The 12465-nt window shown below is 75.6% G+C and carries 11 protein-coding genes; 8 read left to right on the forward strand and 3 right to left on the reverse strand.

Annotation, left to right across the window (positions count from 1 at the left end):
* Nucleotides 1-140: 140 nt before the first annotated feature.
* Nucleotides 141-1211, forward strand: a complete 1071-nt coding sequence (locus tag ACZ3J7_RS25140; protein ID WP_465624922.1) for an NAD-dependent epimerase/dehydratase family protein — start codon at nucleotides 141-143, stop codon at nucleotides 1209-1211.
* Nucleotides 1208-2218, forward strand: coding sequence for a lysophospholipid acyltransferase family protein (locus ACZ3J7_RS25145; RefSeq protein ID WP_465624924.1), 1011 nt, complete (start codon nucleotides 1208-1210; stop codon nucleotides 2216-2218). Before ACZ3J7_RS25140 ends, ACZ3J7_RS25145 begins: the two co-directional genes overlap by 4 nt.
* 47 nt (nucleotides 2219-2265) lie before the next feature.
* Here the strand turns inward: ACZ3J7_RS25145 and ACZ3J7_RS25150 are convergent, their stop codons facing one another.
* The 3 genes from ACZ3J7_RS25150 to ACZ3J7_RS25160 form a co-directional block, all read right to left on the reverse strand.
* Nucleotides 2266-3495: a DUF5667 domain-containing protein gene (locus tag ACZ3J7_RS25150; RefSeq protein WP_465624926.1), complete on the reverse strand. Its 1230-nt coding sequence runs from the start codon at nucleotides 3493-3495 to the stop codon at nucleotides 2266-2268.
* Nucleotides 3496-3798: 303 nt separating this feature from the next.
* Entirely contained in the window at nucleotides 3799-4683 is an 885-nt protein-coding gene (locus tag ACZ3J7_RS25155; protein ID WP_465624928.1) for an ECF subfamily RNA polymerase sigma factor, BldN family, read from the reverse strand.
* Nucleotides 4684-5189: 506 nt separating this feature from the next.
* Nucleotides 5190-6122, reverse strand: a complete 933-nt coding sequence (locus tag ACZ3J7_RS25160) for an HAD family hydrolase (protein ID WP_465624930.1) — start codon at nucleotides 6120-6122, stop codon at nucleotides 5190-5192.
* 83 nt (nucleotides 6123-6205) lie between these two features.
* Here ACZ3J7_RS25160 and ACZ3J7_RS25165 point away from each other — a divergent pair, with 83 nt between their 5' ends.
* The 6 genes from ACZ3J7_RS25165 to ACZ3J7_RS25190 all read left to right on the forward strand — a co-directional run bounded on the left by ACZ3J7_RS25165 (nucleotide 6206) and on the right by ACZ3J7_RS25190 (nucleotide 12331).
* Entirely contained in the window at nucleotides 6206-6478 is a 273-nt protein-coding gene (locus ACZ3J7_RS25165; RefSeq protein WP_465624932.1) for a glutaredoxin family protein, read from the forward strand.
* A gap of 137 nt (nucleotides 6479-6615) precedes the next feature.
* Nucleotides 6616-7293, forward strand: a complete 678-nt coding sequence (locus ACZ3J7_RS25170; protein ID WP_465624934.1) for a 3'-5' exonuclease — start codon at nucleotides 6616-6618, stop codon at nucleotides 7291-7293.
* A 101-nt stretch (nucleotides 7294-7394) separates the two neighbouring features.
* Nucleotides 7395-8261, forward strand: coding sequence for a redox-sensing transcriptional repressor Rex (locus ACZ3J7_RS25175; protein WP_465624936.1), 867 nt, complete (start codon nucleotides 7395-7397; stop codon nucleotides 8259-8261).
* A gap of 31 nt (nucleotides 8262-8292) precedes the next feature.
* Nucleotides 8293-9699: a glutamyl-tRNA reductase gene (locus tag ACZ3J7_RS25180; protein WP_465624937.1), complete on the forward strand. Its 1407-nt coding sequence runs from the start codon at nucleotides 8293-8295 to the stop codon at nucleotides 9697-9699.
* A 41-nt stretch (nucleotides 9700-9740) separates the two neighbouring features.
* On the forward strand, nucleotides 9741-10715 hold the full coding sequence (gene hemC / locus ACZ3J7_RS25185) for a hydroxymethylbilane synthase (RefSeq protein WP_465624939.1): 975 nt from the start codon (nucleotides 9741-9743) through the stop codon (nucleotides 10713-10715).
* Nucleotides 10712-12331 carry a bifunctional uroporphyrinogen-III C-methyltransferase/uroporphyrinogen-III synthase gene (locus ACZ3J7_RS25190; protein ID WP_376054335.1) on the forward strand — a complete coding sequence of 540 codons (1620 nt, stop codon included), beginning with the start codon at nucleotides 10712-10714 and terminating at the stop codon, nucleotides 12329-12331. The genes hemC and ACZ3J7_RS25190 overlap by 4 nt, the downstream gene beginning before the upstream one ends.
* Nucleotides 12332-12465 lie beyond the last annotated feature (134 nt).

The raw sequence follows: 12465 nt of genomic DNA on the forward strand, positions 1-12465 counted from the left end.
GCAGGTAGAACCGGCGCCGTCGGTGTGCCACTGCCCGCCCGGAGGAGAAATCCCCCGGGCGGGCAGTGGCGTTCGAGCCCCCGTGACCTCCGCGCGGTACGGTGCACACCAGGGTGGGCATCCAGGGAGGTCGGGGCATCGTGGGCAAGGTCGTGCTCGTCACCGGCGTGGCGCGCCCGCTGGGCGCGCGCTTCGCCGAGCGGATCTCCGAGCACCCCGAGGTCGACCGGGTGGTCGGGGTGGACGCCGCCCCGCCGCCGTCCCGGCTGCCGTTCGGCGTCCGGTACGCCCAGGTCGACCCGCGCCGCCCGGCGATCGCCCGGGTGATCGCCGAGCACGGCGTGGACACCGTCGTGCACCTCAACGTCACCGCGCTCGGCCACGGCGGGCGGGCCGCGGTGAAGGAGAGCAACGTCATCGGCAGCATGCAGCTGCTCGGCGCCTGCCAGCAGGCCCCCGGACTGCGCCGCCTGGTCGTCAAGTCGACCACCGCCGTCTACGGTTCCGCGCCCCGCGACCCCGCCGTGTTCGGCGAGGGCACCCAGCCCAAGGCGCTGCCCCCCGGCGGCTTCGCCCGGGACGCCGCCGAGGTCGAGGGCTACGTCCGCGGCTTCGCCCGCCGCCGCCCCGACGTCGCCGTCACCGTGCTGCGCTTCGCCAACATCCTCGGCCCGGACGGCGACACCCCGCTCGCCGCGTACTTCCGCCTGCCGCTGCTGCCCACCGCCTTCGGCCACGACCCCCGGCTGCAGTTCGTCCACGAGGACGACGCCCAGGAGGTGCTCCGGCTGGCCGCGCTGGCCGCCCCCACCGGCACCTACAACGTCGCCGGGGACGGCGTCCTGCTGCTCTCCCAGTGCGCCCGCCGGCTCGGCCGCCCCACCGTCCCGCTGCTGCGGCCCGCGCTCGGCCTGGTCGCCCGGCTGGCCCGGGGGCTGTCCGCCCCCGCCGACCGGGCGTTCTCCCAGGAACAGCTCCAACTGCTCACCCACGGACGGGTGGTGGACACCGTCCAGCTGCGCGACCGGTTCGGCTACACCCCGCGCTGGACCACCTCCGAGACCTTCGCCGACTTCGTCGCGCACTGCCCGCCCGGGCCGCTGCCGCCCGAGCGGCTGACCGCCGTCACCGACCGGCTCGCGGACGCGCTCGGCGACCGCTCCGGCACCCGGAACCACCCCACCCGGAACCAGGAAACGAGGCCGCGATGACAGCCGCCCGGGAGTCCGCCGATCCGGCGGCCAAGGTCATCCCGATCGAGTCCGCCCCCAGTTGGAGCGGACCCGACCCCGACGCCCGCCCCGGCCTCGCCGACCGGATCGCCGACGGCGTCGGCACCGCCCTCGCCGGACAGCTCGGCGCCACCGCCACCCGGGTCCTCGGCAAGGGCTGGGAGCAGCGCGCCGCCAACGGCCTCGGCTTCCTGCGCCGCCGGCTCACCGGCGACTACGAGGTCGACGACTTCGGCTTCGACCGGGAGCTCACCGAGGAGGTCTTCCTCGGCCTGCTCCGCCCGCTCGCCGAGAAGTACTTCCGGATCGAGGTCCGCGGCACCGAGCACATCCCCGCCGAGGGCGGCGTGCTGATCGTCGCCAACCACTCCGGCACCATCCCGCTGGACGCCCTGATGACCCAGGTCGCCGTCCACGACCACGCCGACCGGCACCTGCGGATGCTCGCCGCCGACCTGGTCTTCGTGCTGCCCGTCGTCAACGAGCTGGCCCGCAAGGCCGGACACACCCTGGCCTGCAACGAGGACGCGCAGACCCTGCTGGAGCGCGGCGAGGTGGTCGGCGTCTGGCCCGAGGGCTTCAAGGGCATCGGCAAGCCCTTCACCGACCGCTACAAGCTGCAGCGCTTCGGCCGGGGCGGCTTCGTCGCCTCCGCGCTGCGGGCCGGCGTGCCGATCGTGCCCTGCTCGATCGTCGGCGCCGAGGAGACCTACCCGATGATCGGCAACTTCAAGTCGCTGGCCCGGCTGCTCGGCCTGCCCTACGTGCCGATCACGCCGACCTTCCCCTGGCTCGGACCGCTCGGCGCGATCCCGCTGCCCACCAAGTGGACCATCCAGTTCGGCGAGCCGATCCCCACCGACAGCTACCCGAAGGACGCGGCGGAGGACCCGATGCTGGTCTTCAACCTCACCGACCAGGTGCGCGAGACCATCCAGCACACGCTGTACAAGCTGCTGGTGCAGCGGCGGTCGGTCTTCGGGTAGCGCCGGGGCGGGACGGCGCCCGCCCCGGCGCTACCCGGGCCCGGCCGCTACTTCAGCGTCAGCCCGGGCAGCAGGCCCGGGATGAGCGGCGGGATGGTGATGCCCTGCCCGCCGTCCGCCGGCGGGGCCGCCGGGGAGCCGGAGGCGGCCGGGGAGGCACCCGCGGGGGCGCCCCCGGCGGCCGGGGAGCCGGACGCGGCGGGCGAGGCGCCGCTGCCGGTCAGGCCGCCCAGCAGGTCGCCGAGGCCGCCCGAGGTGCCGCCGCCGGGCGCGCTCGGGGTGGCCCGGGAGGACGGCGCGGTGGCCGGGTCGTGCCCGCCGACCACGCCGCCGGTGACCGGCACGCCGGGCAGCAGCGGCTGCTGCTCCGTCCCGCCGCCCGCCGTGCCCCCCGTGCCGCCGCCGCCCGCGCCGCCGCCCGTGCCGCCCCCGGAGGACGCGCCGCCGCCGCTGCCGCCCTGGCCCGGGGCCTGTCCCAGGCGCAGCGGCGCGACGTCCTCGCTTATGTCGTCGAAGAGCCGGTCGACCTTGGAGGCCTGGGTGCTCAGCCCGGAGGGCAGCTTGGACTGCAGGGCCGTCCAGCGCCGGTCCTCCCCGGCGAAGCCGGCGAGCTGGCGCATCGGGGCGAGCGAGCCGTCGGTGCGGTAGACCGCGCGCAGCAGGTCGCGGCCGCGCAGCGCCTCGGCGTGCATGTCGTCGAGCGCGCGGCGGACCTGGTCGACGGTGCCGGGGCTGAGCGCGGTGGGGCTGTCGGCGCGGCCGAGCAGGCTCTGCGCCTCGTCGAGCCGGGTGGAGGCCTGCTGGAGCAGCAGGGCGCCGCGCTCGGTGTCGCTGTCCGCCCAGTCCAGGCGCAGGCCCTCCAGGCCGCGCTTCATGCCGTACAGGGCGTCCCCGGGAAGGGCGTTGGTGGACGCGGCGGCGGCTCCGGCCAGCGAGCCGACCGCGACGCCGGCGACCAGGCCGCCGATCGCCAGGCGGCGGCCCCAGCGGGAGCGACGGGCGCGCCGGCCGTGCGCGGCGGGGAGGACCGCGGTGGGCGCGCCGCCGGACCACTGCTGCTCGAACGCGGCCACCAGCTGGGCGCGTTGGACCGTCCGCGTCTCGGCCGCCAGCCCGGGCGCGGGCAGCGCGCCGAGTGCGTCGGCCGTGGCGAGGAGTTCGGTCATGGCGGCGGAGCCGGCCCGGTGCGAGCCGCTGCTCCGGTGGTCACTCTGGTGGGCCTCCAGCGCCTCGGCGAAGGACTTCGCCCGCCGGTGCTCCAGCACGTTTGCCGTCACGGGCCACACCTCCCTTCGTCGTTTTCGACACCGTGGCCCGCCGGTTGGTTGTCCCGACAGGCCGAAACCACACCATCGGGTGACAGCTCGAGTTCGCACTTGACTGCGGGCCCGGTGGCGGATTGCACGCTGGCCAACGAGCGGTGTCGGGAGTCGGTTACGCACGACCCCCCTGGCGTATTAAGCAGAGCAGATGACCGCCCCGTCACCCGGACGTGCCCGCGCCCGGGGCGGGTTGACGGCCCGTCGGGCGCCGGGGGCGGCGGCCACGGTCCGCGGGCTATCGCGTCCACGGTCGGCGGGTCACCTGGCGTCCGGCGGCAGCAGGCGGGCCAGCGTGCGCACCGCCCGGTACTGCAGGGTCTTGATGGCGCCCTCGTTCTTGCCCATGATCCGGGCCGTCTCGGCCACCGAGAGGCCCTGCAGGAAGCGCAGCGTGACGCACTCCTGCTGCTGCGGGTTGAGCCGGCGCACCGCGTCCAGCAGGGCGGCGTTGGAGAGCGACTCCAGCACCGACTCCTCGGGGCTGCGCTCGCACTCGTTGGAGTCCAGCATCTCGCCGGTGGTGACCTCCAGCCGGAACCGGCTGGACTTGAAGTGGTCGGCCACCAGGTTGCGGGCGATGGTCACCAGCCAGGCGCCGAAGTCGCGGCCCTGCCAGGTGAAGGTGCCGATCCGGCGCAGCGCGCGCAGGAAGGTCTCGCTGGTCAGGTCCTCGGCGGTGGCCCGGCTGCCGACCCGGTAGTAGATGTACCGGTACACGGTGTCGGCGTAGTGGTCGTAGAGCCGCCCGAAGGCCTCGCTCTCGCCGTTCTGGGCCCGCTCGACCAGTTCCACCACCGGGTTGTGCTCGGTGTCGTAGCCGGGCCCGGCGGGCGCGCTGCGGGAGCGGCCCCGGGTGCCGGGGGCGGGCACCGTGCGGGTCCGCGCCCCCGGGGCGGTGCCGCCGGACGGGCTGCCGGCGGCGGTCGGGCCGGTGGCGGTCGAGCGCAGCAGCGGCGCGGCGAACGCCACGGGGGCGGCGGGCGCGGGCGCGGCGAACGCCGGGCCGGCCACCGCGGGCTGCGGGACGGCCAGTTCGAACTCGCGGATCGCGGCCCACAGCCGTTCCAGGCGCACACCGCGGCGCAGAGTGGCGGTCGACGGGCGGGAGGTGGCTGGCGCGTCGTTCCGGACGGGTGGGTACACGGGACTCCCAGAGGCAGAACTGTGGACGGATCACCTCCGCCTGTGCGGAGAGCACGCCGCACGGACCACCCGTCACGGGGACGTTCGGGTGGCGTGCATCCAGGAGAGAATAACGCTTTGTGCAATGACAGCTACACCGCGTGGTCGAAGTGGTCGGATGAGGTCCACTTCTTGCGCATATTCACCTGCCGGTGACCGAAGTTGGCGCCATCCACCCGGCTCAATGTGACCACTTGTGCACGTCGGGTGACCGAAGAGCGGTGCGCTGGCCGGGTTTCCCCGCCATCTGCGGCCCCAACCCACGACTTTGGCCGACCGCCGAACGATCAGTTCCGGTCACCGCCGGACGGTCCCGAACCATCCGTCCGCGCCGACGGGTTCACCCCCGCCGACCTGCCACGACCACCCGTGCGGGGGCGTGTCGCCGCCACGCCGTTGACGCGCCCGCCGCCACGCCGTTGACGCGCCCGTCCGAGCACCGCCCGGGCCCGCCGCCGGAGCGCCGGTCAGGCCCGCTGTCGGCGGTGCACTGCGACCGCCGCCGCGGCCGCCCCGGCCAGCACGCCGAGCCCGGCCGCCGCCGGGAGGCCGATCCGGGCCGCCTTCCGCCCGGTCCGGAAGTCCCGCACCCGCCAGCCCATCGCCCGCGCGTGCCGCCGCAGCGCCCCGTCCGGGTTGATCACGTACGGGTGGCCGACCAGGCTCAGCATCGGGATGTCGTTGGCGGAGTCGCTGAACGCCGCGCAGCGCGCCAGGTCCAGCTGTTCGCGGCGGGCCAGCGCCTGCACCGCGGCCGCCTTGGCCGGGCCGTGCAGCATCCCGCCGACCAGCCGCCCGGTGTAGACGCCGTCCGCGGTCTCCGCGACGGTGCCGAGCGCGCCGGTCATGCCCAGCCGGCGCGCGATCAGCCGGGCCACCTCCTGCGGCGCGGCCGTCACCAGCCAGACCCGCTGCCCGGCGTCCAGGTGCATCTGCACCAGTGCCCGGGTGCCCGGCCAGACCTTCTCGGCCAGCACCGGTTCGAAGATCTCCTCGCAGATCTGCTCCAGGTCCGCGGTGCGCTTGCCGGCCACCAGGCCGAGCGCGCTGTCCCGGGCGTCGGCGATGTGCTCCGGGTTCTCCGACCCGCGCAGCCGGAACGCGGCCTGCTGCCAGGCGAAGCGGGCCAGGTCGCGGCGGGAGAAGAAGCGCCGCCGGTACAGCCCGACGCCCAGGTAGAAGATCGCCGCCCCGCGCAGGATCGTGTTGTCGCAGTCGAAGAACGCGGCGGCCCGGACGTCCCCGGGCTCCGGGGTGTGGTCCCCCGCCGGCTCCGCGGGGGCGGCCCGCTCCTCGGGCGGGAGCTGGGCGCTGGCGGCGTCGGCCGCGGCCTCGCCCGCCAGGGCGGTCCGGTCGTCGGTGGGACGCCTTGACTGGGTGAGCCTTCGCAGCGCGGCCATGCGACGAGCATAGTCAGCGCGGCCGCCCGACCCCGTGTCGGAGGAGTGCCGCCGCAGTGAACGCGCGGCGGCACAATGAACCGGTGAACCTGCTGCGACGCGCCAAGAAGAACCCCGCCGACACCGTCGTCACGCTGATCGGCAAGCCCGGCTGCCACCTCTGCGAGGACGCCCGCGCGGTCGTCCTGAGGGTCACCGCCGACCTCGGCGTGTCCTTCGAGGAGAAGGACATCCTGCGGGACCCGGCCCTCTACGAGCAGTACGCCGAGCAGATCCCGGTCACCCTGATCGACGGGCGCCAGCACGACTTCTGGCGGGTGGACGAGAAGCGGCTGCGCAAGGCGCTCGGCGCCTGACCGGCCCGGCCCCGCCGGGCCGCCCCGGCACTGCTTCGTGGACGTCCGACGAAGATCGCCCTAGGAGTTCGCCCGCCCCTCGGCTTACGATCGAACGGTTTCCGTGTCCGCCGGGGGCCGTGCAAGAGGAGGGCGCGATGAACGGCTACGCCGTCGTCGACGTCGAGGCCACCGGTCGCAGCCCCTGGCGCCACCGGGTGGTCGAGGTCGCCGTGGTGCAGTTGGACGCCGGGCTGCGGGCCGAGCGGGAGTTCGCCACGCTGGTGGACCCGTGCGGCCCGGTCGGGCCGACGCACGTGCACGGGATAGCCCAGGGCGACGTGCTCGGGGCGCCCAGGTTCCGGCAGATCGCGCCGAGGCTGCTGGAGCTGCTGGCCGGCCGGGTGCTGGTGGGCCACCACGTGACGTGCGACCGGGCGTTCCTGGAGCGCGAGTTCGCCCGGATCGGGGTGGCGCTGCCGCCGGTGCCGCTGCTGTGCACGATGCGGATGGCCCGCCGGCAGCTGCCGGAGGCGGGCGGGTACGGGCTGTCGGCGTGCGTGGACGCGGCCGGCCTCGGCTGGTTCCCGGCGCACACCGCGCTGGGGGACGCCCGGGCGACGGTGGAGCTGCTGCGGCACTGCCGCCGGACCGGCGGCTGCCCGGAGGAGCGGGCGCCGGAGCAGCCGGCGGTGCCGTGGCCCCGGCTGGGCCCGTCGCGGGCGTCCCGGGCCGGGGGCGGGGCGCCGCTGCGGCGCCGGGTGGCGCCGCTCGGGCCGTGGCCGGCCGGGGTGGAGGGCCCGCGGGCGCTGATCGGTTCGGCGGGTTACGAGTGATGCGTGTCACTGTTCGGGGACAAATCGGACACCATCTTTGTGCACACGTTCACAAACGCATAGCCTGGCGGTCCAAGCCCAGCTTCACCCACAGGAGCAACGTGGCAATCGGCCGACCCTCACCCAGCAGTTCGCAGACGCCCGACCCGGGCGCCGCGCGCAGGTCCTCGCGTGCGCGGGGCATCCCGGAGGCGACCGTGGCCCGCCTCCCGCTCTACCTGCGGGCGCTGACCGCCCTCTCCGAGCGCTCGGTCCCGACCGTCTCCTCCGAGGAGCTGGCCGCCGCCGCCGGGGTGAACTCCGCGAAACTCCGCAAGGACTTCTCCTACCTGGGCTCCTACGGCACCCGGGGCGTCGGCTACGACGTGGAGTACCTCGTCTACCAGATCTCCCGCGAGCTGGGCCTCACCCAGGACTGGCCGGTCGTCATCGTCGGCATCGGCAACCTGGGCCACGCCCTCGCCAACTACGGCGGTTTCGCCTCCCGCGGGTTCCGGGTAGCCGCGCTGCTGGACGCCGACCCCCACGTGGTCGGCAGCACCGCCGCGGGCCTGCCCGTGCGGCACATGGACGAGCTGGAGGAGATCGTCGCCACCCAGCACGTCTCGATCGGCGTGATCACCACCCCGCCCGGCGCCGCCCAGCAGGTCTGCGACCGGCTGGTGGAGGCCGGCGTGACCAGCATCCTGAACTTCGCCCCGACCGTGCTGACCGTCCCGGACGGCGTGGACGTGCGCAAGGTCGACCTGTCGATAGAGCTGCAGATCCTCGCCTTCCACGAGCAGCGCAAGGCCGGCGACGAACCGGCCGCCGGCGACTCGGTGCTCGACCGCGCCCCCGGCCCGGTCCGCGCCGCCGCCGCGAAGCTGCGCCGGGCCGCCGCCGGCGGCAAGGCCGAGCAGGCGAAGGCCGCGCCCGCCGCCAAGGGCGGTCCGGACGACGACCTGTCCGCGGTGATGCCGGCGTGAGCACGAACATCCGTCACGACGAGGTGGGGGCATGAGTCTTCTGGTAGTCGGTCTGAGCCACCGGACCGCGCCCGTCGGCGTGCTGGAACGCGCCGCGCTCACCGGCCAGACCCCGACCCGGCTGCTGCACGACGCCGCCGCCTCGGCGACCGTCGGCGAGGCCGCGCTGGTCAACACCTGCAACCGGATCGAGCTGTACGCCGACGTCGACAAGTTCCACGCGGGCGTCGCCGAGCTGTCCCAGCTGCTCGCCGGGCACAGCGGCGTCGACCTGGACGAGCTCACCCCCCACCTGTACGTGCACTACGAGGACCGCGCCGTCCACCACCTGTTCTCGGTGGCCTGCGGCCTGGACTCGATGGTCGTCGGCGAGGGCCAGATCCTCGGCCAGCTGCGCGACGCGCTCGCCAAGGCCCAGGAGGAGCACACCGCGGGCCGCGGCCTGAACGAGCTGTTCCAGCAGGCGCTGCGGGTCGGCAAGCGCGCGCACAGCGAGACCGGCATCGACCGGGCGGGCCAGTCGCTGGTCACCTTCGGCCTGGAGCAGGTCGCGGCCGGCGCCGGCCCGGTCGCCGGCAAGCGCGCCCTGGTGGTCGGCGCGGGCTCGATGAGCTCGCTGGCCGCCGCCACCCTGGTCCGCGCGGGCGTCACCGACCTGCTGGTCGCCAACCGCACCGGGGCCCGGGCCGAGCGGCTGGTGGAGATCCTCGGCGGCGCCGCCCGCGTCCTGGACTTCGCGAAGGTCCCGCAGGCGCTCGCCGACGTCGACCTGGTGATCTCCTGCACCGGCGCGGCCGGCACCGTGATCGACGCCCCCGAGGTCGCCGCCGCGCTCGCCGCCCGGACCGCCGCCTCCCCGCTGGCCTTCCTCGACCTGGCCATGCCCCGGGACGTCGACCACGCCGTGCACGCCCTCGACGGCGCCCTGCTGGTCGACCTGGAGAGCCTCTCGCACGCGCACGCCGCCACCCCCGGCGCCGGCGACGTGGACGCCGTCGCCACCATCGTCGCGGACGAGGTCACCGCCTTCGGCCAGGCCCAGCGCGCCGCCCGGATCGCCCCGACCGTGGTCGCCCTGCGCGCCATGGCCTCCGAGGTGGTCAGCAGCGAGCTCGCCCGCCTCACCGCCCGGCTGCCGGACCTCGACGAGCGCTCCAGCGCCGAGATCTCGCAGACCGTCCGCCGGGTGGTCGACAAACTGCTGCACGCCCCGACCGTCAAGGTCAAGCAGCTCGCCGCCGAACCCGGCGGAGCCTCCTACGCGGAGGCCCTGCGCGAACTGTTCGACTTGGACCCCGCGGCGGTGCACGCTGTCTCCGGCACCCCGATCGGCGCCCAGGCGGGATCCTCGATCCCGCCGGGCGGCGTCCCCGCCGCCCAGGCCGCCCTCGCCCCGCCCGCCGGAGCCACCGCCCCGCCCGCCGGAGCCACCAGATGAACACCCCGTCAGCCCCCCAGCACGACCAGGACGATCACCTCATGAATGGTCCAGAGACAGTGACGCCGCTGCGCCTCGGCACCCGCCGCAGCGCCCTCGCCATGGCCCAGTCGGGCATGGTCGCCGAGGCGGTGGCCGAGATCACCGGCCGCCGGGTGGAGCTGGTCGAGATCACCACGTACGGGGACGTCTCCCGCGAGTCGCTGGCCCAGATCGGCGGCACCGGGGTGTTCGTCTCCGCCCTGCGCGACGCCCTGCTGGAGGGCCGGATCGACCTGGCCGTCCACTCGCTCAAGGACCTGCCCACCGCCGCCCCCGCCGGGCTGCTGCTGGCCGCCGTCCCCGAGCGCGAGGACGTCCGGGACGCGCTGGTCGCCCGCGACGGCCTGACCCTGGCCGAGCTGGTCGGCAAGAGCGCCGGCCGCACCGTCCGGATCGGCACCGGCTCTCCGCGCCGGATGGCCCAGCTGAACGCCTGGGCCCGGGCCCGCGGCGCCGAGCTGGAGACCGTGCCGATCCGCGGCAACGTCGACACCCGGATCCACTACGTCGCCTCCGGCGAGCTCGACGCCGTGGTGCTGGCCACCGCCGGCCTCAACCGGCTCGGCCGCTCCGCCGAGATCACCGAGCACCTCGACCCCGAGCTGATGCTGCCCGCCCCCGGGCAGGGCGCGCTCGCCGTCGAGTGCGTCGACCCGACCCTGGCCGCCGTCCTGGCCCGGCTCGACCACCGCCCCACCCGGGCCGCCGTGGTCGCCGAACGCGCCCTGCTCGCCACCCTGGAGGCCGGCTGCTCCGCCCCGGTCGCCGCGCTGGCGACCTGGGCCGGCACCGAACTGCGCCTGGACGGCGTGGTCGGCAGCACCGACGGCACCGAACTGCTCAAGATGTCCGCCAACGGCCCGCTCGTCCCCGACGAGACCGCCGAGGAGCAGGCCGCGGCCCTGGGCCGCGCCCTGGCCGCCCGGCTGCTCGACACCGGAGCGGCCGACCTGATGGGGGAGCGCGCCCGATGACCGCCGCCGGATTCCACCCGCCCGCAGGGCGCTGCACCTTCCTCGGCGCCGGCCCCGGCGACCCCGGGCTGCTCACCCTGCGCGCCGTCGACGTGCTCGGCACCGCCGACGTGCTGATCGCCGACCCGCTGACCGCCGCCGCCGTCCGCACCCACTGTCCCAGCGGCGTCCAGGTCATCGACCCGGCCGACGCCGGCAAGGAGCTCGCCGACCTGGCCGCCGACGCCGTCAAGGCCGGCCGCCACCTGGTCCGCACCGTCGACGGCGACCCCGGCCTGGACGGCTGCGCCGCCCAGGAGATGCTGCGCTGCGCCAAGGCCGGCGTGCCGTTCGAGGTCGTCCCCGGCGTCGCCCAGTCGGTGGGCGTGCCCGCCTACGCGGGCGTCCCGCTGCGCGGCGGCCAGGGCGCCGACGTCCGCTTCGTGGACGCCGAGGCGCTGCTGGCCGGCCAGGTCGTCGACCTCGGCGCGCCGGAGACCACCCTGGTGGTGCGGACCACCCTGGGCCAGCTGCCCGCGACCGCCAACTCGCTGGTGGCGCACGGCCGCAAGCCCGACGCGGCGCTCTCCGCGACGCTCTCCGGCACCACCACCCGGCAGCGCACCTTCACCTCCACGCTGGCCGCCATCGCCGCCGACCTGAAGGCCGCCCGGGTGCTGCCCTCGCCGGTCTCCGCCCCGGTGGACCCGGCGACCTCGGTGATAGCCGTGGTGGGCGAGCAGGTCGCCCACCGGGCCTCGCACTCGTGGTTCGAGACTAAGCCGCTGTTCGGCTGGAACGTGCTCGTCCCGCGCACCAAGGAGCAGGCCCACGGCCTCTCCGAGCAGCTCCGCTCGTACGGCGCGGTGCCGCAGGAGGTGCCGACCATCGCGGTCGAGCCGCCGCGCACCCCGCAGCAGATGGAGCGGGCGATCAAGGGCCTGGTCACCGGCCGCTACGAGTGGATCGCCTTCACCTCGGTGAACGCCGTCAAGGCCGTCCGGGAGAAGTTCGAGGAGTACGGCCTGGACGCCCGGGCGTTCGCCGGCATCAAGGTCGCGGCGGTCGGCGAGACCACCGCGCAGGCGCTGGTCGACTTCGGCGTCAAGCCCGACCTGGTGCCCTCCGGCGAGCAGTCCGCGGCCGGCCTGCTGGAGGACTGGCCGCCGTACGACCCGGTGTTCGACCCGATCGACCGGGTGCTGCTGCCGCGCGCCGACATCGCCACCGAGACCCTGGTGGCCGGCCTGGTCGAGCTCGGCTGGGAGGTCGACGACGTGACCGCGTACCGCACGGTGCGCGCCTCGCCGCCGCCGGCCGAGACCCGGGAGGCGATCAAGGGCGGCGGCTTCGACGCGGTGCTGTTCACCTCGTCCTCGACCGTCCGCAACCTGGTCGGCATCGCCGGCAAGCCGCACAACGTGACCGTCATCGCCTGCATCGGCCCGGCCACCGCCAAGACGGCGGAGGAGCACGGCCTGCGGGTGGACGTGATGGCCCCGGCCCCGTCCGCGTCCGCGCTCGCCCAGGCGCTGGCCGACTTCGGGGCCACCCGCCGGGACGCCGCCACCGCGGCGGGCGAGCCGGTCTACCGGCCGAGCGAACGCCGCCCCGGTTCGCGCCGCAAGGCGCGTTGACCCTCGGTCGGGGGGGGGGCGCCCGGCCGCCCCCCCCCCCCGCCCCCCGGCCCCCCGGGCCCGTCGAAGTGTCCGCCCAAATACCGGCCGTCCGCCCCCGCCGCCGGCGCGCCACCCCCGCGCAGCGCCCCCGC

It is taken from the genome of Kitasatospora sp. NPDC015121, from assembly GCF_055562955.1.